18 protein-coding genes are annotated in these 20,382 nt (G+C 62.6%); 6 read left to right on the forward strand and 12 right to left on the reverse strand.

Annotation, left to right across the window (positions count from 1 at the left end; all coding sequences use genetic code 11):
• Nucleotides 1-190: 190 nt before the first annotated feature.
• From EKK97_RS18325 to EKK97_RS18370, 10 genes are all read right to left on the reverse strand, one after another.
• Nucleotides 191-1,075: a 2-hydroxy-3-oxopropionate reductase gene (locus EKK97_RS18325; protein ID WP_159554079.1), complete on the reverse strand. Its 885-nt coding sequence runs from the start codon at nt 1,073-1,075 to the stop codon at nt 191-193.
• Nucleotides 1,076-1,281: 206 nt separating this feature from the next.
• Nucleotides 1,282-2,061 (reverse strand): hydroxypyruvate isomerase, encoded by a 780-nt coding sequence (hyi, locus tag EKK97_RS18330; RefSeq protein ID WP_159554081.1) that lies wholly within the window; start codon nt 2,059-2,061, stop codon nt 1,282-1,284.
• Nucleotides 2,062-2,271: 210 nt separating this feature from the next.
• Entirely contained in the window at nt 2,272-4,047 is a 1,776-nt protein-coding gene (gcl, locus tag EKK97_RS18335; protein ID WP_159554083.1) for a glyoxylate carboligase, read from the reverse strand.
• A gap of 175 nt (nt 4,048-4,222) precedes the next feature.
• Entirely contained in the window at nt 4,223-4,708 is a 486-nt protein-coding gene (locus EKK97_RS18340) for an ureidoglycolate lyase (RefSeq protein ID WP_159554085.1), read from the reverse strand.
• Nucleotides 4,709-5,018: 310 nt separating this feature from the next.
• Complete coding sequence (locus EKK97_RS18345) at nt 5,019-5,747, reverse strand: amino acid ABC transporter ATP-binding protein (RefSeq protein WP_159554087.1); 729 nt, start codon at nt 5,745-5,747, stop codon at nt 5,019-5,021.
• Entirely contained in the window at nt 5,728-6,384 is a 657-nt protein-coding gene (locus EKK97_RS18350) for an amino acid ABC transporter permease (protein WP_159554089.1), read from the reverse strand. The genes EKK97_RS18345 and EKK97_RS18350 overlap by 20 nt, the downstream gene beginning before the upstream one ends.
• On the reverse strand, nt 6,381-7,058 hold the full coding sequence (locus EKK97_RS18355) for an amino acid ABC transporter permease (protein WP_159554091.1): 678 nt from the start codon (nt 7,056-7,058) through the stop codon (nt 6,381-6,383). Before EKK97_RS18355 ends, EKK97_RS18350 begins: the two co-directional genes overlap by 4 nt.
• Before the next feature lie 8 nt (nt 7,059-7,066).
• Nucleotides 7,067-7,897: a transporter substrate-binding domain-containing protein gene (locus tag EKK97_RS18360; protein WP_159554093.1), complete on the reverse strand. Its 831-nt coding sequence runs from the start codon at nt 7,895-7,897 to the stop codon at nt 7,067-7,069.
• Between the two features lie 376 nt (nt 7,898-8,273).
• Entirely contained in the window at nt 8,274-9,107 is an 834-nt protein-coding gene (locus EKK97_RS18365; protein ID WP_159554095.1) for a bifunctional allantoicase/(S)-ureidoglycine aminohydrolase, read from the reverse strand.
• Between the two features lie 203 nt (nt 9,108-9,310).
• The gene (locus tag EKK97_RS18370; RefSeq protein WP_234286662.1) at nt 9,311-10,174 is read right to left on the reverse strand and encodes a MurR/RpiR family transcriptional regulator; all 864 of its coding nucleotides are present in this window, start codon (nt 10,172-10,174) and stop codon (nt 9,311-9,313) included.
• 253 nt (nt 10,175-10,427) lie between these two features.
• On the opposite strand from EKK97_RS18370, the gene EKK97_RS18375 reads away from it, so the two are divergent.
• Nucleotides 10,428-11,867: a YfcC family protein gene (locus EKK97_RS18375; protein ID WP_159554097.1), complete on the forward strand. Its 1,440-nt coding sequence runs from the start codon at nt 10,428-10,430 to the stop codon at nt 11,865-11,867.
• Between the two features lie 78 nt (nt 11,868-11,945).
• On the opposite strand, the gene puuE is transcribed toward EKK97_RS18375, so the two are convergent.
• Nucleotides 11,946-12,881, reverse strand: a complete 936-nt coding sequence (gene puuE, locus EKK97_RS18380) for an allantoinase PuuE (RefSeq protein WP_159554099.1) — start codon at nt 12,879-12,881, stop codon at nt 11,946-11,948.
• Nucleotides 12,882-13,463: 582 nt separating this feature from the next.
• Between puuE and EKK97_RS18385 the strand changes: the two genes are divergently transcribed.
• The 3 genes from EKK97_RS18385 (at nt 13,464) to EKK97_RS18395 (ending at nt 17,243) form a co-directional block, all read left to right on the forward strand.
• A complete protein-coding gene (locus tag EKK97_RS18385) occupies nt 13,464-14,210 on the forward strand; it encodes an aspartate/glutamate racemase family protein (RefSeq protein WP_159554101.1) in 747 nt (248 codons plus the stop codon).
• 179 nt (nt 14,211-14,389) lie between these two features.
• The gene (locus EKK97_RS18390) at nt 14,390-15,715 is read left to right on the forward strand and encodes an NCS1 family transporter (RefSeq protein WP_159555858.1); all 1,326 of its coding nucleotides are present in this window, start codon (nt 14,390-14,392) and stop codon (nt 15,713-15,715) included.
• A 70-nt stretch (nt 15,716-15,785) separates the two neighbouring features.
• Nucleotides 15,786-17,243 carry an NCS1 family nucleobase:cation symporter-1 gene (locus EKK97_RS18395; RefSeq protein WP_159554103.1) on the forward strand — a complete coding sequence of 486 codons (1,458 nt, stop codon included), beginning with the start codon at nt 15,786-15,788 and terminating at the stop codon, nt 17,241-17,243.
• 76 nt (nt 17,244-17,319) lie between these two features.
• On the opposite strand, the gene EKK97_RS18400 is transcribed toward EKK97_RS18395, so the two are convergent.
• Complete coding sequence (locus tag EKK97_RS18400; RefSeq protein WP_234286663.1) at nt 17,320-18,102, reverse strand: FadR/GntR family transcriptional regulator; 783 nt, start codon at nt 18,100-18,102, stop codon at nt 17,320-17,322.
• 158 nt (nt 18,103-18,260) lie between these two features.
• On the opposite strand from EKK97_RS18400, the gene EKK97_RS18405 reads away from it, so the two are divergent.
• Both EKK97_RS18405 and EKK97_RS18410 read left to right on the forward strand, forming a co-directional pair.
• Nucleotides 18,261-19,145 carry a fumarylacetoacetate hydrolase family protein gene (locus EKK97_RS18405; protein WP_159554105.1) on the forward strand — a complete coding sequence of 295 codons (885 nt, stop codon included), beginning with the start codon at nt 18,261-18,263 and terminating at the stop codon, nt 19,143-19,145.
• Nucleotides 19,146-19,216: 71 nt separating this feature from the next.
• A complete protein-coding gene (locus tag EKK97_RS18410; RefSeq protein ID WP_159554107.1) occupies nt 19,217-20,311 on the forward strand; it encodes a Bug family tripartite tricarboxylate transporter substrate binding protein in 1,095 nt (364 codons plus the stop codon).
• Nucleotides 20,312-20,382: the final 71 nt, after the last annotated feature.

Here is a 20,382-nt window from a genome sequence, read left to right on the forward strand (position 1 = left end):
ACGGTAGCAGCAGGCAAAGAGAGAAAAAAGCCCGGCGACGGGCGGGTCCAGCCGGGGATCCCGCCGCCGGGTCAAGGCCGCATGGGGTACGGCCGGTTGGTGGACGACGGCCCGACGCCCACCGGAGGGAAGCCTGGCCTACCGTCTGCGCGACTGGCAGGCCGCATAGCGTCTCCTCAATGTACGCAGCTCAGTTGCCCACCTCATGGTCGGACAACGCCTCCAGCGCGCGCAGGATACCGGCATGATCCCACTCCCCACCGCCATGCGCGGTGCAGGCCTGGAACAGCTGCTGGGCGTTGGCGGTGCCGGGCAGCGCCAGGTTGAGGCTGCGCGCCCCTTCCAGGGCCAGGTTGAGGTCCTTCTGGTGCAGCTTGATCTTGAAGCCCGGATCGAAGGTACGCTTGATCATGCGCTCGCCGTGCACGTCGAGGATTTTCGATTGCGCCAGGCCGCCGAGCAGCGATTCGCGCACCTTGGCCACGTCGGCGCCCGCCTTGGAAGCGAACAGCAGGCCTTCGGCCACCGCCTCGATGGTGAGTGCCACCACGATCTGGTTGGCCACCTTGCAGGTCTGGCCGGCACCGTGGCCGCCAATATGAGTGATGGTCTTGCCCATCACCTCGAGAATCGGCTTGGCACGCGAGAAGCCCTCCTCGGTGGCGCCCACCATGATGGTCAGCGCCGCGTTGATGGCACCGCCCTCGCCGCCGGACACCGGCGCGTCGACATATTCGCCGCCAGCCTCATGGATGCGCTTGGCGAAGCCCTGGGTGGCGATGGGTGCAATCGAACTCATGTCGATCACCAGGGTGCCGGGCTTGAGCCCTTCGATGACGCCGCCCTCGCCGAACAGTACCTGCTCGACGTCGGGGGTGTCCGGCACCATGGTGATGACGACCTCGGCCTGCTCGGCCACGGCGCGGGGGCTGTCGAGTTCGCGCATGCCCTTCTCGGCCAGGGTGGCGTCCAGCGTGCCGCGCTTGACGGTGACGAGTTCGTGGCCGGCATCCAGCAGATGCCCCGCCATGGGGCGGCCCATGATGCCAAGGCCAATGAAACCGATCTTGCTCATGATGCTTCTCCTTTCCGCTTGTCTTTGTCGTTGCAATCGGATGCAGTGGCAGTCGCGAATGACGTTGCCACTCGGGGCTGATCCGTCGACAGGCCGTCGAGGAGGCGCTGTGAACCCATCCCTGGGCGCTACTTTTGCCATCCATGGCAAAAGACCTCCTCTTTGGCCTGCCCCCGGCGCCCCTCGTTAGGAGGGGCTGCTGCGCCTCAGCCGCGGGCTTGGTCGAGCCAGCCCAGCCCTTCTTTTGTCGTCGTCTTCGGCTTGTACTCGCAGCCGATCCAGCCGTCGTAGCCCAACCGGTCGAGATGGGCGAACAGGAACGGGTAGTGGATCTCGCCAGTACCCGGCTCGTGGCGGCCCGGGTTGTCGGCCAACTGCACGTGAGCGATGCGATCCAGGTGCTTCTCGATGGTCGGCGCCAGGTCGCCCTCCATGATCTGCATGTGGTAGATGTCGTACTGCAGCTTGAGGTTGGGGCTGCCCACCTCGTCGAAGATCGCCAGGGCCTGCTCGGTGCGGTTGAGGAAGAAGCCGGGAATGTCGCGGGTGTTGATCGGCTCGGCAAGTAGCAGGATACCGGCGGCCTCGAGCTTATCCGCAGCGTAGCGCAGGTTCTCCACCAGGGTGCGCCGCGCCTGCTCCAGGCTCACGCCCTGGGGCTGGATGCCGGCCAGGCAGTTGACCTGCTTGCAGCCGAGCACCGTGGCGTAGTCGATGGCTTTCTCCACGCCGGCGCGAAACTCCTCGACGCGATCCGGGTGGCAGGCGATGCCGCGCTCGCCGGCACCCCAGTCGCCGGCCGGCAGGTTGTGCAGCACCTGGGTCAGACCGTGCTCGTCGAGGCGCGCCTTGAGCTCGGCGGCGGAATAATCGTAGGGGAAGAGGTACTCGACGCCCTTGAAGCCGGCCTCGGCGGCGGCCTTGAAGCGGTCGAGGAAATCCTCCTCGGTGAACAGCATGCTGAGGTTGGCGGCAAACTTGGGCATGATTTGACTCCTTGGGTCGTAGCCAGGTCTCGCGCTGTGCTATCGAACGGGGCTGACCCGGCGACAGGACTGCGAGGAGGCGCTGTGAACCCATCCCTGGGGCTACTTTTGCCATCCATGGCAAAAGACCTCCTCTACGTCCTGTCCCCGGCGCCCCTCGGCGCGGCCTGCCAATCAATCGAAACGATGAGTTCTCGCAGTGTTTCCTTCCTAGGTGAGCTGGGCAATTGAGGTCGGCGCATCCGCCCCCTCGTCGGCCAGCGCCTCGAACTCGTTGATGGCGTCGAGATCGGTACCCATGGCGATGTTGGTCACCCGCTCGAGGATCACCTCCACCACCACCGGCACCCGGTACTGGGCCATCAGCTCCTTTGCTTCCTTGAGGGCGGGCACGATTTCGTCCGGCCGGGTGACACGCAGGGCCTTGCAGCCAAGCCCCTCCACCACCGAGACGTGATCCACACCGTATTCGTTGATCTCCGGGCAGTTGACGTTCTCGAACGAGAGCTGCACGCAGTAGTCCATGTCGAAGCCGCGCTGGGCCTGGCGGATCAGCCCCAGGTAGGAGTTGTTCACCAGCACGTGGATGTAGGGCAGGTTGAACTGCGCGCCAGCGGCCAGTTCCTCGACCATGAACTGGAAGTCGTAGTCGCCGGAGAGCGCCACCACCTCGGCTTCCGGGTCGGCCTTGCACACGCCGAGCGCGGCGGGAATGGTCCAGCCGAGCGGGCCGGCCTGGCCGCAGTTGATCCAGTGGCGCGGCTTGTAGACGTGCAGGAACTGGGCGCCGGCGATCTGCGACAGGCCAATGGTGCTGACGTAGCGGGTGTTCCTGCCGAAGACCTTGTTCATCTCCTCGTAGACCCGCTGCGGCTTAACCGGCACGTCATCGAAGTGGGTCTTGCGCAGCAGGGTGCGCTTGCGTTCCTGGCAGGACTCGGCCCAGGCGCTGCGATCCTTGAGCGCGCCCGCCGCCTTTCTCTCGCGGGCCAGCTCGACGAACAGCTCCAGCGCCGCCTTGGCATCGGAGACGATGCCATAGTCGGGGCCGAAGATGCGCCCGATCTGGGTCGGCTCGATGTCGACGTGGACGAATTTCCGCCCCTTGGTGTAGGTCTCGAGATTGCCGGTATGGCGGTTGGCCCAGCGGTTGCCGATGCCCATCACGAAGTCGGATTCGAGCAGCGTGGCGTTGCCATAACGATGTGAGGTCTGCAGCCCCACCATGCCGGCCATCAGCGGATGGTCGTCGGCGATGCTGCCCCAGCCCATCAGGGTGGGGATGACCGGCACGCCGGTGAGCTCGGCGAACTCCACCAGCAGCGCGCTGGCATCGGCGTTGATGATGCCGCCGCCGGCGACGATCAGCGGGCGCTCGGCCTCGTCGAGCATGGCCATGGCCTTCTCGATCTGGGCCCGTGATGCACTGGGCTTGTAGGCCGGCAGCGGCTCGTAGGTGTCCGGGTCGAACTCGATCTCGCTCATCTGCACGTCGATCGGCAGGTCTATCAGCACCGGCCCCGGGCGCGAGCTGCGCATCAGCTGAAAGGCCTGCTGGAAGGCGCGCGGCACTTGCGCCGGCTCCAGCACGGTGATCGCCCACTTGGTCACTGGCCCGGCAATGGCCTGGATGTCGACGGCCTGGAAGTCCTCCTTGTGCAGCTTGGAACGCGGCGCCTGGCCGGTGATGCACAGGATCGGGATGGAGTCCGCGCTGGCCGAATAGAGCCCAGTGATCATGTCGGTGCCGGCGGGGCCGGAGGTGCCGATGCACACGCCGATGTTACCGGCCTTGGTGCGGGTGTAGCCCTCGGCCATGTGCGACGCACCCTCGACGTGACGCGCCAGCACGTGGTCAATGCCGCCGATCTTGCGCAGGGCGGCATAGAACGGATTGATGGCGGCCCCCGGCACGCCGAACGCGACGTCGATACCTTCCTTGCGGAGCACGTGAACGGCGGCTTCTGCTGCGGTCATACGAGCCATGACGGTTCCTCCCGTGAGTGGCTGCCTTTTGTTTTTGGAAATTATTTCTGTATACCGAGATTAGAAGCCTCGACACGCATCGTCAACATTAACTGGAAAATATTTTCATAAAATTCTCTAAGCACAAAAAACCCAGGCCAAAACAGTAGCCTGGGTCTTTCTCACTGAGAGGAGATCAGAGCGTAATGCGTAGCGCCAGCGGATACTCGTCGCAGTTGTTGCCTTCACCGCCACGATCCACCACCAGGAACTCCCCCTCGCGCTCGAGCACCGACTGGATGGCGTGCCAGGTGCCGGCGCGGTAGTTCACGCCCTGACGGCCATCGGTGACGAAGGCGCGTACCTCGGCTGGGTCGATGCTATCGCCCGGTGGTGCCACCACGATCACGAAGCGCTCCTCGTGCAACGGCATGAAGGCCTGGCTGCCCTGGGGGTGGCGTTCGAGGAAATCGAGTTCCAGCGGGATCGACACGGGCTGACTGACGAAGATGCTGATCAGCGCCCTCGCCTGCTCGCCCAACGTCTCGACCTTGGCCAGGTCGTGGTAGCGCCGGGTGCGCCCGGCGTTGATGTGAAAGTAGTCCGCCGTGCGGGTGTCGATGACGTCACCGAAGGGCGCGAAGGCCTCCGGCGTCAGCGGCTCGGCTTTGAGTTCCAGCATGTCAGCCTCTTGAATTTATTCGGCAGTCAGCCCGTATCGCCAGGGCTGTTCCGGCGGCACGCCTGCGGGCAGAAGGCGTGCCGCCACAAGAAGTCGCGGCTCTCGACTTCGACCTCGACCTAGGCTTGGTTGAAGTGATAGACCGTCTTGCTCTCAACTTATCGTATACAAAAATATTGGCAAAATGAACACACTTTTTGCCACGACTTTTGCCCCGGCTCCAGCCTAGGCAGTCAGACTAGGAGCCTGTCGGATTTGACCGAACGTCGCGAGAGATTCGGGGTAGATCAGCGTTAAGCCCGACAGGCTCCTAGAGCACCGCCGAAATGAATTGCTTCAGCTCAGCCGTTTTGGGATTACCGAACACGTCGGTGGGAGTTCCGGCCTCGTGGATGCGCCCTTGATGCATGAATACCACTCGGTCCGCCACATCACGGGCAAAGCCCATCTCGTGAGTTACCAGGATCAGTGTCATGCCTTCCTCGGCCAGTGCTTCCAATACCCGCAGCACTTCGCCCACCAGTTCCGGGTCCAGCGCCGAGGTGACTTCATCGCACAACAGCACCTTGGGATGCATGGCCAATGCCCGGGCAATGGCAACCCGTTGTTGCTGCCCCCCGGAGAGCTGGGCGGGGTAGCTGTCGTACTTGTCCGAAAGCCCCACCTTCTCCAGTACCTCGCGAGCCACTCGTTCCGCATCCCGGCGGCTCTCGCCACGCACCACGACCGGTGCCAGGCAGACGTTCTCCCCTACCGTCTTGTGGGGAAAGAGGTTGAAGCTCTGGAACACCATGCCAACGTTCGCGCTGAGCTCCTTTGGAGACATGGCGTCTCCATCCAGGCACTTGCCGGCAATGGTGATATCGCCGCCGTCGTGCTTCTCCAACTGATTCAGGCAGCGCAGCAGCGTGCTTTTCCCCGAGCCGCTGCGGCCGATGATTGCTACTACTTCACCCTGGCCGACCTCGAGATCGATACCCTTGAGCACTTCCAGCGTGCCGAAGGCCTTGTGGACGTTCTTAACGCAAACCAGCGTCATAGAGTTTTCTCTCCAGATGGCGCGCGTAGCAGGACAGGGGATAGCACAGCGCAAAGTAAAGAAGGGCCACCAGCGTGAAGATAGTGAAGGGCTCGAAAGTGGCATTGTTGAGCATGGTGCCGGCTTTGGTCAGCTCGACGAAGCCGATGATCGAAGCCAGTGCGGTTCCCTTGATGACCTGCACCGAGAAGCCCACGGTGGGCGGAACCGAGAGGCGCATCGCCTGGGGCAGAATGACATGACGCATGGTCTGGAAGTAGTTCATGCCCAGCACCCGCGCCGCATGCCACTGACCCTTGGCAACGGCTTCCAGGCAGCCACGCCAGATGTCGCACAGGAAAGCGCTGGTGAAGAGCGTCAAGGCAAGCGATGCGGCCAACCACGCCGAGATGGGATGCCCCAGCGCCGCTGCGCCGAAGAAGATCAGGAACAGCTGCATCAATAACGGCGTGCCCTGAAAAAGATCCACGTACAGGGCGGTGAAGCGCTGCATCAAGCGACTCTTGGAGAGCCGCATGAAGGTGAGTACGAGCCCTACGGTGGCCCCACCGACGAAGGCGATCAGCGACAGAACAATGGTCCAGCGGGTGGCCAATAACAGATTGCGCAGGATATCCCAGAAGGTGAATTCGATCATCGTTGCTCCCCCTGCTGATAGGCAAAGAATCGTTTACCCGCCAGCATGAAGGCACGGCGCATTCCAAAGGCCAGTAGCAGGTAGGCCAGCGTGATCACCAGATAGACTTCGAAGCCCCTGAAGTTGCGCGACTGGATGAAATTGGCGGCATAAGTAAGGTCGAAGACTGAAATCTGCGATACCACCGCCGAGCCGAGCATGACGATGATCGACTGGCTGATCAACGCCGGATAGATCCTAGCAAAAGCGGGCACCAGCACCACATGGCGATAGCTTTGCAGACGCGTCATGCCCAGGGCGCGAGCGGCTTCCAGCTGCCCCTTGGCGGTCGCACCGATGCCTGCCCTCAGAATCTCGGCACTATAGGCAGCCAGGTTCAGGGTCATGGCCAGAAAGGCGGCCGTGATGGCATCGATCTTGATACCGAGCCCGGGCAGGCCGAAAAAGATAAAGAAAAGCTGGACGATAAAGGGGGTATTTCGAGTCACTTCGACGTAGCCGCCCATGCCCATGCGCACCCAAGGATGACCATGAATGCGCAGGTAGGCCACCACGACCGCCAGGGCAATGCCGGTCAGCGTGGTCACCACGGTCAGAATGACCGTGGTGGTTAGCCCTCGTGCCAGCTCGCTGACGTACGGCAGTAGCGTCAGGAAATCGAGCGTTACTCCCATGTCTCGCCTCAGCTACCGAAGTTGTCGGGCAGCTCGGCGCTGAACCAGCGCTGCGAGAATTCGCTGAGGGTGCCGTCTTCCAGCGCCTGGGCAATCAGGCGATTGACTTCGGCCATCAGTGCCGGCTCGCTCTTGTTCAAGCCCACGTAGCAGGGAGAGTCGCGCAACTGGTAGAGCAGCTCCGGCGCCCGTCCACTGTTGCGCTCGGCGATTTCCGCGGCAACCACGTTGCCAGTGGCGATGTAGTCCACCCGGCCCGCCAGGAACGCCGCGATGGTCGTGGCGTTGTCTTCAAAACGCTGGATAACAGTACTGGAAGGCGCGATTTCCGACAGCTCCATGTCTTCCACGGCACCGCGGGTCACCCCAATGGTCTTACCCGCCAGATCTTCCGGGGAACTCACGCTCTCGTCGGCATTGGCGGAGAATACGCCGAGAAAGAACGGGGCATAGGCAGCGGAGAAATCGATCGCCGCTTCACGTTCCGGGTTCTTGCCCAGACTCGAGATCACCAGATCCACCAGACCGGTTTGCAGATAAGGAATCCGGTTGGCGCTGGTGACTGCTACCAGCTCCAGCGTCACCCCCAGCTCATCGGCCAGGTAGTTGGCCATATCGATATCGTAACCGCGTGGCTGCAGGTCAGGACCGACCGAGCCAAAGGGAGGAAAGTCCTGGGGCACGGCAATGCGTATGGTGCCACGCGACTCTATGGCTTCCAGGGCATCGGCCTGGACAGCGGGGCTTCCCCCCGCGGCCCCCAGAGCGACGGTGGCGGTCAAGCCAATGGCTAGTAACTGAGAGTAAAGGCGTTTGGCACAGTGAGAGAAGGCACTCATCGGGTTCTCCAGGGATCGCTGTCATTTTTTGAGTCTGGCTAACGAAAGCTTCGTTGCACTTACCTCTACTTCAGAAACTTTCGTTTCATCACAAGGCAATGACGAGACCAACTCTCCATGAGCGCAGTTAAGTCAATGAGTTAAGTGCTAAAGACAGTGCCAGCACAGCAGTACACGCCGTACCAGCAAGGAATGCTCTTGCCCCATGAGAGTGCACGGAACAGGAACTGTGCTACGTCATGCACCCTTTTGTCGCATGGAGGCTCAGAAAAGGGCGCCCTCCTGCCAGTGCAACGCTGGCATGAGAGCGCCCTCTCGAAACCTCCTCTCAAACCCTGTTCCCGGCGCCTCTCTCTAGGAGAAGCACTCTGCTCTCTCAGCGAGTGCCCAGGCGCAACGCCGCGTGACGGTTCACGTCCTTATAGAGCAAATAGCGGAACGGCCCCGGGCCACCGGCGTAGCACGCCTGCGGGCAGAAGGCGCGCAGCCACATGAAGTCGCCCGCCTCGACCTCGACCCAATCCTGGTTGAGGTGATAGACCGCCTTGCCCTCGAGCACGTAGAGGCCGTGCTCCATGACGTGGGTTTCGTCGAACGGGATCGCCGCACCGGGCTGGAAGGTGACGATGTTGACGTGCATGTCGTGGCGCACGTCGTTGGGGTCGACGAAGCGGGTGGTGGCCCAGCGCCCTTCGGTGCCCGGCATGGGGTTGGGCTCCAGGTCGTTCTCGTTGACCACGAACGCTTGCGGCACTTCGATGCCTTCGACGTATTCGTAGGCCTTGCGCACCCAATGGAAACGCACCGGCGCATCGGCTTCGTTGCGCAGCTGCCAGTGGCAGCCCGGCGGCAGGTAAGCGTAGCCGCCCGGCACCATTTCGTGGCGCTCGCCGGCAATGGTCAGGGTCATCTCGCCTTCCACCACGAACAGCACACCCTCGGCGGCGGGATCGAGTTCGGGGCGTTCGCTGCCCCCGCCGGGCCCCACTTCCATGATGTATTGGGAGAAGGTCTCGGCGAAGCCGGAGAGCGGGCGCGCCAACACCCACAGCCGGGTTGCCTCCCAGAACGGCAGGTTGCTGGTCACGATGTCGCGCATCACTCCCTTGGGAATGAAGGCGTAGGCCTCGGTGAACACCGCCCGGTCGGAGAGCAGCTGGGTCTGGGGCGGGTGACCGCCGTGGGGGGCGTAGTACTTTCTTGTCGTCATGGTGTCATCCTTCATATGCGTTTCAGGCTGAGAGATAGATCAAAAAACCGGCTCCGCCCATCTTGTGAAACTATCGTCCCATAGTTACGGTGTCTAGCAACTTTCGTTTCATTCAAAGAGTCGAGCCCAACCATGGACCCTCAAGGCGTATCTGGGTGGTAACAGGTTCCGGAGTCGATGCCGCCAAGCGCGAGGAAGCCTCGTCAGGGCGAGAGTTCGTCGAGCCGCTGGTAGAGTTCGCTCACTTCATCGATACGGGCTCGTCCCTCGGCGAGTCGGTCATGCAGGACCCCATTGGCAAGCAGGCTGATAAGGCTCATGGCGCTGGCATAACTATCGAAGGCGGAAACGCTGTCGATGGGGCATTGCATCCACCAGTCCACCTGTTCTGCATAGCCACTGGCCGTGGTATCGGCGATCAGCAACAGCCGGCAAGGCATCGCGGCCAGCTCGTTTATCAAGTCATCGAACATACTGGGGCGGCGGCGAAAACCGAACAGCACGACCATGTCGTCCTCGCCCAGCCCCACGAGTTCCTCGGCCAGCGACTGATTCGGCTCGGGAGCGACACTGACCAGGTTGCGGGCCTGGATCAGCTGTTGACGAAAATGGAGCGCCAGCGGGTAACCGTTACGAAAGCCGATCAGTACGACCCGGTGCGCAGCGCTCAGCCTCTCCACCACGGCGTCGAAGACACGTGGCTCGATACCTTCCAGCGCGTTGCGCAGGTTTTGCCGTTCACGTTCATGGTGGCGTTTGAATCGCTCGCCATTACCGGCTACGCCCGCAGGCTCGGTCACCAGGGGCACGCCGCGGCTGCGCAGTTCGCGCGCATGGCGTTTGACGGCCTGAAAGCTCTCGAAGCCGAGACGCCGGAAGAGCCGGCTGACGGTGGACTTGGAGACCCCAGTCAGACGAGCCAGATCGGCAGCGCTGTAGACTGCCAGATCATCGAAATGGTCGAGAATGAAGCCGGCCACCCGCTGCTCCTGGGTGGTCAGCTCGGCATACTGCGCCGAGATGCGCTGGCCGATGTGCGGCTTCATGCCGGTTTGTTGCGTGCGCAAGAAAAGCTCCCCCACAGTTCAAGGCTCAGACGGGGGACTTCCCGTCTGGCATCGCTCGTCCCACCTGGCCGATCGTCACCACCGCTTCATGCAGCAACCTGCTCGTGGAAGAGACGCACGGCCGCCCCAGGCAAGCCTCCCCGGTCCGCTCCCTCCCGCGGCGCCTATCGTGACCGGGGTACCTCGGCGCCGCACCACTATAGCGATACCCCCAACAGCAGCGACACCCCCAACAACAAGGCGAGGCATCCCCATGACTCAAACCTCCGAGACGACCCAGGCTACCGACGCCAAGCGGCGTCACTGGCAGATCCCGCATATCTACGTCATCCTGTTCGTCTTCATCGCCATTGCCGCGGTAGCGACCTACTTCGTCCCGGCCGGTGAGTTCGAGCGAATACCTGGACCCGACGGTCGCACCACCATCGATGCCGAATCCTTCCAGTATGTGGCATCGAACCCCACCGGCATCGTCGACTTCATGCTGGCGATACCCAAAGGCCTGATGAGTGCCGGCGAGGTGGTGTTCTTCACCTTCATGATCGGCGGCATGTTCATGGTGCTGCGTCGCACCGGCATCATCGAGATCGGCGTCGACAAGCTCAGCCGCCGCTTCGCCAACCGCAGCCTGCTGATGATCCCCGTGCTGATGACGGTGTTCGCCGTGGTCGCCACCATTATCGGCACCCAGGAGTTGGCCCTGGTCTACGTGCCGGTGATCCTGCCACTGATGATCGCCCTGCGCTTCGACTCGGTGACTGCCGCCGCCGTGGCCCTGTGTGCCACTACGGCGGGCTTCACCACCGGCATCCTCAACCCGATCAACACCGGGCTGGGCCAGAAGCTGTCCGACCTGCCGCTCTACTCCGGCGTCGGCCTGCGCGCTGCTGCTTTCATCGTCGTACTCGGCGCCGCCATCTACTTCGTGATGCGCTATGCGCGCCAGGTGCAATCCAACCCCCGGCTGAGTTTGATGGACGGTGATGAGACCGAGGCCGAGAAGCGCTCGCTCTACCAACATGCCACCGACGAAGGTGCACTGCTCGCCAACGGCCGCCAGAAACTGGCCACCATTGCCACCTTCGCCTTCTTCGGCATCCTGGTCTACGGCGTGCTGCGCCAGGGCTGGTTCATGATGGAGATGGCGGGCCTGTTCATCGTCATGGGCATCGTCGTCGGCCTGATCGCCGGCCTGACCACCGAGAGCATCTGCGAAGCGTTCAATAAGGGCTTTCGCGACGTGCTGGTGGGCGCCATGATCGCCGGCGTGGCGCGCGGCGTGGCCGTGGTACTCGAGGATGGCCAGATCATGGACACCCTGGTCTATGGCCTGGGCAATCTGGTCGGCGAATTGCCTACCCTGCTTTCGGCCATCGGCATGTATTTCGCTCAGCTCGCCTTCAATTTCGTGGTTCCCTCCGGCAGTGGCCAGGCCCTGGTGACCATGCCGATCATGGCGCCACTCTCCGACATCATCGGCGTGACCCGCCAGACCGCGGTACTTGCCTACCAGTTGGGCGACGGCATCGGCAACATTCTGTTCCCCACCTCGGGCTACTTCATGGCCACCCTGGCCATCGCCGGCGTCCCCTGGCAGAAGTGGGTGAAGTTCTTCTTTCCCTTGTTCTGCGTCTGGGTAGTGATCGCGGTGTGCTTCCTCGCCATCGCCCAGGCAACGCAATGGGTCGGCTGAGGCGCTACCTGCCAATGTCTCACCACCCGGCCCAGCCGGGCGGTGAGACATTCCGTTTGGCAGCATCGACACGCCCTCTCAACCAGCTGATGGCGCCGGATGGTGCTCCACCCAATGTCGCGCGATATCCACCCGCCGGGTGACCCAGACCCGGTCATGTGCCTCGATATGGTCGAGGAAGCGCTGCAGGGCGCGGAAGCGACCGGGGCGGCCGAGCAGTCGGCAGTGCATGCCCACCGAAAGCATCTTGGGTGAGTCCTCGCCTTCGGCGTAGAGAACGTCGAAGGCATCGCGCAGGTAGGTGAAGAAGTGATCGGCGGTGTTGAAGCCTTGGGGAGCTGCGAAACGCATGTCGTTGCTGTCCAGGGTATAAGGCACGATCAGGTGGTCGTGCTCGCTGCCCTGGCTGTCGGTCACCCGGGTCCAGAACGGCAGGTCGTCACCGTAGTAATCGCTGTCGTAGAGGAAGCCACCCTCATCGAGCACCAGGCGTCGGGTATTGGGGCTGTCGCGGCCGGTGTACCAGCCCAGGGGCTTCTCGCCGTAGAGGCGCTGGAAGATCTCCATGGCACGCTGCAGGTGTTCACGCTCGACGTGCTCCGGCACCTCCTGGTAGTGGATCCAGCGGTAGCCATGGCAGGCGATCTCGTGGCCCAGCTCCTTGAAGGCATGCGCCACCTCGGGGTGGCGCTCCAGCGCCATGGCCACGCCGAACACCGTCAGCGGCAGGTCACGACGCTCGAACTCGCGCAGGATGCGCCATACGCCCGCACGCGAACCGTACTCGTAGATCGACTCCATGCTGAGGTGGCGGTCAGGGTAGGCAGCCGCCCCGATGATCTCGGAGAGGAACTGCTCGGAGCCAGGGTCGCCATGCAGTACGCAGTTCTCCCCACCCTCTTCGTAGTTGAGCACGAATTGTACGGCGATCTTGGCCCGGCCCGGCCAATTGGCATGGGGCGGGGTTCGACCGTAACCGATCAGGTCACGGGGATAGTCGCGGCTATCGCTCATCGGCAATTCCTCTTGTTCTTGCTGGCAGGGCGTGGGTTTGATGCTGCCGAAGCGGCCCTGCTCCGTCAAAATGTATACAATGCAGAAAATAGACTGTATCCACGAAGGTTGCAATAGGTTGTCCACCAAGAGCCACGGCTGTTCTGGCAGGGGCTCTGTTCGTATCAACTGCCTGCGAACCGGCCTGTTTCATTATGGACAGCCTGGCACGCCACACCATCTTTGTATACAAAAAACAACGATATCTGCAACCCTCGAACACGATGCGTACGCGAGCTGTTCAGCATGACTTGGCGCTGATTAGGGAAGCGCCTAACGGTCAGGCAACACATCATCAATCCAACTGTATACAATTTTGTCGAAGAATCGTCGTCAATCTTCCTTTCTTACCCACCTGCCCGACCTTTGTCTAATAACCCATGCATGGCCCCTCTTGCACATAAATTCATACAAGTAATTGAATTAAATATGGAAACCTCGACTCATCGAAGATCGAATGAAATTCTTGCGTCGAAGTGACGCAACGCCTATTTTGTGTACAAAGATATTTTTTATTGTTCACAAGAAAAGTTCGGAGCTCGCATGCGCCTACGCATCATCAACCCCAACACCACGGTCGCCATGACCCACAAGATCGGCGAGGCAGCGCGACGCATCGCGGCTCCCGGTACAACGATCGTGGCGACCCAGCCGGCCGATGGTCCCGTTTCCATCGAAGGGCACTTCGACGAAGCCATCAGCGCGGTAGGGGTCATGGAGGAAGTGTTGAACGGCGAGAAAGATGCCACCGATGCCTATGTGATCGCCTGTTTCGGTGACCCCGGCCTGCTCGCCGCGCGCGAGCTGACCCGCGCGCCGGTCATCGGCATCGCCGAAGCAGCCTTCCATATGGCCAGCCTGATCAGCACACGCTTCTCGGTGGTCACGACCCTGTCACGCACGGGCATCATCGCCGAACACCTGTTGGAGCAGTACGGATTCCGTCATCACTGCCGCCGGGTCCGCGCCGCCGAGATCCCGGTGCTCGACCTGGAGGAGGACGGTTCCTCGGCGCTGGCACGCATCATCGAAGAGTGCCATCGCGCCCGCGACGAGGACGGTATCGGCGCCATCGTGCTTGGCTGCGGCGGCATGGCCGACCTGACCGAGACCATCTCGCGCGAGGTCGGTCTGCCGGTGATCGAGGGGGTCACGGCCGCGGTGAAACTGGCCGAGGCACTCGTCGGACTGGGGCTCGGCACCAGCAAGCATGGCGACCTGGCCTTCCCTCGTCCCAAAGCCTTTATCGGACGCTTCGAAGGCTACTCGAACCTGACCAGGGAGCGCTGAGCCCATGGCCTCATAACAGCATTCCATAACAACAACACCAACTTGAAAGCACGTCACGTCTCATAGCCCGACAGCAGCAGCGGGCACAACCACAACACAGAGCAACGACTTGCGAGGACAGACCCATGCAACACCCCACTCCCCATAGCGCGGCTGCGGATTCCAGCGTGGATCCCGGCATGACGGCGCCCGGTGTTTCCAAGGCCCTGGGCGACGAATCCCTCGCGCCCCAGAAAACACGGATCATGGGGCGCACCTCCTACTTCCTGGCCTGGTTCGGTGGCTGCGTGTCGATCGGCACTTTTGCCATGGGCTCAAGCGTGGTGGGCACGCTGAACCTGATCCAGGCGACCCTGGCCATCGCCATCGGCTGCTTCGTGATCGGCATCGCACTCGCCCTGAACGGCGCCGCCGGCTACAAGTACGGTATTCCCTTCATGGTGCAGGCGCGCAGTGCCTTCGGCTTCGCCGGCACCCGCTTGCCCGGCCTGGTGCGGGCGGTGCCGGCGGTGGTGTGGTATGGCTTCCAGAGCTGGATCGGCGCGGGCGCCCTGAACATGGTCTCGGCTACCCTGTTCGGCTTCGACAACCTGGTGTTCTATTTCATCACCTTCCAGTTCCTGCAGATCGGCCTGTCGGTGATGGGCTTCCAGGGTATCAAATGGCTGGAGAACATCGGCAGTGCCTTCATTCTGGCTTCGCTGATGTATATGTTCTATGCCACGGTGCAGCGCTATGGCGATGAGCTCTCGGCCAGCCTGCTGACCATGGAAGGCTCCTGGGGCATGCCATTCTGGGGCGCCACCATGCTGTTCCTGGGCATTTACAGCACCATGATGCTCAATGTCAGCGACTACTCGCGGGAACACAAGCAGGGTACCGGCCAAGGCCTTCTCACGACCATCTACGCGATGTCGATCCTGCCCTGCACGCTGTTCATGGGCCTGATCGGCTACATGGTCTCCGAGGCCACCGGCACCGCCGACCCCATCCAGGTGTTCGCCAACGCGGTGGACAACACGCCGCTGCTGATGACCACGCTGCTGTTCATCGCCTTCGCCCAGGTCACCACCAACGTGCTCAACAACGTGGTGCCGCCGACCTACGTGCTGATGGACGTGTTTAAGCTGAAATTCACCACCTCCTCGGTCATCGTCGGCCTGCTGGCCTTCGCCACTTTCCCCTGGAAGCTGGTACAACCCGACTCCGCAGCCGGCCTGCAGCTCTTCGTGCAGACCTATTCCGCCTTCCTCGGCCCGATCTTCGCCATCCTGGTGGTCGACTATTACCTGATTCGGCGTCGCACGCTGGACCTCGGCCACCTCTATAACGAGAGCGGCCCCTACCAGGGCGTCAACCTCGCAGCGGTCATCGCTACCGCAGTGGGCATCGTGGCGGCACTGACCTTCTCCGCCGTTTCCTGGTACGCCAGCCTGATCCCGGCCGGCCTGACCTACTACCTGCTGATGCAGCACTGGGCGCCCTGCCAGCGCTTCCGCCAGTGACTCCACGCACGCATTCCCGCCCCGTCATGGGCGGGAATGACGCTCGACCACAACGATAACGGTGACGACGATGAAAGAGAGTGAGCTGGACATTCAGCGCATCGACCCGACGCTCTACAACGAGGACCTGGCCCCGCTGAAGCACAAGGACCGCAACTGGGGCGCCTTCGAGATCTTCAACGTCTGGTCCAACGACATCCAGAGCCTGTTCGGCTATACCCTGGCGGCCTCGCTGTTCCTGGCCTACGGACTCAACGGCTGGGCGGTGATGGCGGCGATCATTCTCGCCGGCTTCATCGTCATGTTCCTGGTCAACCTGACCGGCAAGCCCAGCGTCAAGTACGGTATCCCCTTCCCGGTGATGGTGCGCGCCAGCATGGGCGTACGCGGCGCCAACCTGCCGGCCATGCTGCGCGCGATCATCGGCATCTTCTGGTATGGCGTGCAGACCTACTTCGCTTCCACTGCGGTGGCACTGCTGATCGTCGCGCTGTTCGGCGCCGGCAACGGAACCACCTTCCTCGGGCTTTCCGGGGTGGCCTGGGTCTCGTTCGTGATCGTCTGGCTGTTCCAGATCGCGATCTTCTGGTCCGGCATCGAGCGCATCAAGCACTTCCTCAACTGGGCCGGCCCCTTGGTCTACGTGGTGATGGTGGCATTGATGATCGTGGTCTGGTACCAGGCCGGCAGTGAACTCTTGCCAGCCATTGGAACCATCTTCAGCGCCGATGGCGAGCGTAGCGGCAGCGCCGTGGCGGCATTCCTGGCCATCGTCGGCACCATGGTGGCCTACTTCGCCGCGGTGGTGATCAACTTCGGCGACTTCACCCGCTTCGTCAGGACCGAACGCCAGATGAAGCTCGGCAACCTGCTGGGGCTGCCGCTCAACGTGGCCTTCTTCTCTTTCATCGCGCTGATCATCACCGCCGGCACCCTGGTGCTGTTCGGCGATGCCCTGACCAACCCGGCCGATATCGTCGAGCGGGTCGACTCCCTGCCGTTGACCATCGTCGCCGCGCTGACCTTCTTCGCCGCCACCGTGGGCATCAACCTGGTCGCCAACTTCATCCCTCCCGCCTATGACCTGGCCAACCTCTTCCCCAGCAAGATCAGCTTCAAGGTGGGCGGGCTGATCACTGCCGTGGTGGCCTTCTTCGTCGGTGCGCTGTGGGTCTCGCTGATCAGCCAGATCGGCGTGCCGGGCTTCGTCAACGCTCTCGGCGCCATTGTCGCGCCCTTCTACGGCATCATCGTGGTGGACTACTACCTGGTGAAGCGCCAGCACCTCGACATGCAGCAGCTGTTCTCCTCCGAGCCGGGAACCGCCTATTACTACGTGAAGGGCTGGAACACCCGGGCGCTGATGGCATTCGGCGGTGCCGCACTGTTCTCCATCTCCACCGTGGTCGTACCGGCACTCTCCGGTCTCGACGGCTACGGCTGGATGATGGGCGCCGCACTCGGCGGGCTGTTCTACTACGGCCTCATGCACGGCTACCGCGCCGCACCGGTGGCACCGGCCACCTGATCGAACCATCCACGACGTACACGGAGAAACGCAAACCGCCGGACGCCCAGGCGTTCGGCGGTTTGCCTTGCGCTCATCAGCCGCGCCCGAACAGGTTCGCCTTCACTTCCCCCAGATGCTCTTCTAGCAGTGCGCGCGCGGTCTGCTCGTCGCGGTCGCGCAGCGCCGCGACGATGGCGCGATGCTGCGCCTCGTAACGCTTGCGGCGTTCAGGCGTCAGGGAGATTCGCTTGAGCCGCCCCCACTCCCCCTCCTCACGCACTGCGTTGGTCAATTCGAGAATACGCAGGAAGAAGCTGTTGTGAGTGGCTTCTGCAAAGGCCTGGTGCAAGGCACCGTCCCAGTGCTCGAACGCTTCGATGCTGGTGGCCGACTCCGAGCGCTCGAGACACTCGTCCATACGCGCGAAATCGGCAGCCGTGGCAAAGCGCACGATCAACGTCACCATCTGCGGTTCTATCAGCACCCGGGCATCCATCAACTGAGCCGGGCTCACCTGTCTCGCCATGCTGCCCACGCTCGGCGACCCTGCAGATGCTGAGCCAATGTCGGCGGACTCGCCCCCGCTCGGGGACAGCAACTCAGCGGCACGCTCGCTGACGAAGGTGCCGCTACCCACCACCTGGGTGATCGCACCAAGCGACTTGAAGTGCCCCAGCACTCGCCTCACCGCGCCGCGAGAGGCGCCGAAGCGATCGCTCAGCTCACGCTCCGTGGGCAGCCGATGCCCCGGAGGAAAGCGACCGCTGACGATCTCGGCTCGCACGTAGCGCGCCAGGGCTCTGGCCCCATCCGAACGTATGCCGTTCTCGGCCAGCGAGCCCCGGTTGTCATTAGCACGTATCGGCCTCTCGCTCACTGGGCGTCCTTCTTCATGTCTTTCATGCGGATCCAATTTCTGCTGAATCTAGACCATTTGGTACTTCAGTACAAAGAATCAAGCTTGATTTAGTACCAATCAGCTTCTAGTCTCGGTCATTACAGAACCAAAAACAAACCAATGGAGAGCCAATCGTCATGAAATTCGCCACGCTGCGACCGGCGCCCGACCAACCGCCTCTCGTCGCCTTGATCGACGCTGCGGGCCAGCACTACTGGCCACTGAACGAGCTGGTGCCCGAGTTCCAGGGCGACATGCAGCAGTTGCTGCGCGACTGGGCCTCCCTGGCTGCCCGGATCGCGCCCAAGGGTGAAGGACGCCTCCTCGATGCCGCGCGCCTCGAACCACCCATCCACCCTCATCGCAACATGTTCTGCGTCGGCAAGAACTACTTCGAGCATGCCGCCGAGTTCAGTCACTCCGGTTATGACAGCAGCACGACCGCCGACGACGTGATACCCAAGTTTCCCATCATCTTCACCAAGGCCTACAACACCTTGATCGCCCATGGCGACGACATTCCCCGCCATGCCGAGGTCACCCGCCAGCTCGACTACGAAGCTGAATTCGCCGTCATCATCGGCAAGGGGGGCCGTGGCATCAAGCGGGCCAACGCCTACGATCATGTCTGGGGTTATACCATCGCCAACGACGTGACCGCCCGCGATCTCCAGCAGCAACACAAGCAATGGCATCTCGGCAAGTCGCTGGACGGCCTTTGTCCCATGGGGCCGTGGATCGTTACCGCCGACGAAGTAGACCGCGATGATGCCACCATCAAATGCTGGGTCAACGGCGAGCTGCGCCAGGATGCCCGCCTGGATCAGTTGATCTTCGACGTACCGACGCTGATCGAGACGCTCTCGGCCGGCATCGAACTCAAGCCGGGTGACGTGATCCTGACCGGCACCCCAGTTGGGGTCGGCATTGGCTTCAACCCGCCCAGGTTCCTGCAGGCCGGCGACATCGTGCGTATCGAGGTCGAGGGCATGGGCGCATTGGAAAATCGGGTCGGCGACTGAGCGGCCCGTCATCTGCACGGCACCAGGTTCCACAAGCGCCAACGAGCGCGACAACAACACAGGAGCACGCCATGAACATTCCCGATACCAAGCCGAAACCCCTCGCTGCCGCCCTGCTGGTCGCCGCCGCCGGTCTAGCCAGCGCCCCGGCCATGGCCGAGGATTTCTACGCCGGAAAGGCCATCGAGATGGTGGTACCGTTCGGCGAGGGTGGCGCCACCTACGTGGCGGCCAAGTTCCTCGAGCCCTTCCTGGAGAAGCATCTGCCGGGCAATCCCCAGGTCAACGTGCGCACCCGGCCGGGCGGCGGCTCGATTCTCGGCGCCAACTGGTTCCAGCAGAATGCCGAGCCCGATGGCGAGACGATCCTGTTCACCACCTCCTCGACCTCGAATCCCTATGTGCTGGGCATGGATGCGGTGGAGTACGATCTGGCCGCGATGCGGCCCGCCTATAGCCTGCCCTTCGGGGCGGTGATCTACGTCTCGCCGCGCACCGGCATCGAGTCGCCGGCCGACCTGCACTCGCCTGACATGCCGCTCATCTATGGCGGTATTGCCGCCGCCGCCAGCGACCTGCCCGTGCTGCTGGCCTTCGAGCTGCTGGAGCTCGACCTGCGCGCGGTGCTCGGCTTCGATGGCCGCGGCCCGGCCCGCCTGGCCTTCGAGCGCGGCGAAACCAATATCGACTTCCAGTTCACGCCCGCCTACATGTCGCAGGTGGTGGATATGGTCGAGGCCGGCACCGCAGTTCCGATCATGACCGGCGGCTCGGTGGGCGACGACGGCGTGCTCAGCGCTCGCGACCCCGCTTTCCCCGACTACCCCTCGGTCTATGAGGTTTACGAGGAGATCAACGGCGAGCCACCCTCCGGCGTGGAGTGGGATGCCTTCCAGGCGATCGGTGCCACGACCTTCAACTTCGGGCTGACTGCCTACCTGCCGGAAGGCACACCGGACGAGGTCCTCGAGATCTTCGAGGAGACCATTGCCGCCATCAACGCCGATCCCGACTACCAGGAGCAGAGCCAGGAAGCCGTGGGTGGCTACGATCTGTTGCCCGCCTCGGTGGTCACCGGCTCGCTGAGCGAATCCCTGCAGCCCTCCGACGAGGTGCGCGATTACCTGCGCACCCTGCTCGCCGACAAGTACGACGTCGAGCTGTAGCCTCGGTGCCGATGTGGCCAGCCGTTACCGCGGCTGGTCACATTCGATGATTCTGCATAGGAAACTGCCTC

It is taken from the genome of Billgrantia tianxiuensis (genome assembly GCF_009834345.1).
In the GTDB taxonomy this organism is placed as follows: Bacteria; Pseudomonadota; Gammaproteobacteria; order Pseudomonadales; family Halomonadaceae; genus Halomonas; species Halomonas tianxiuensis.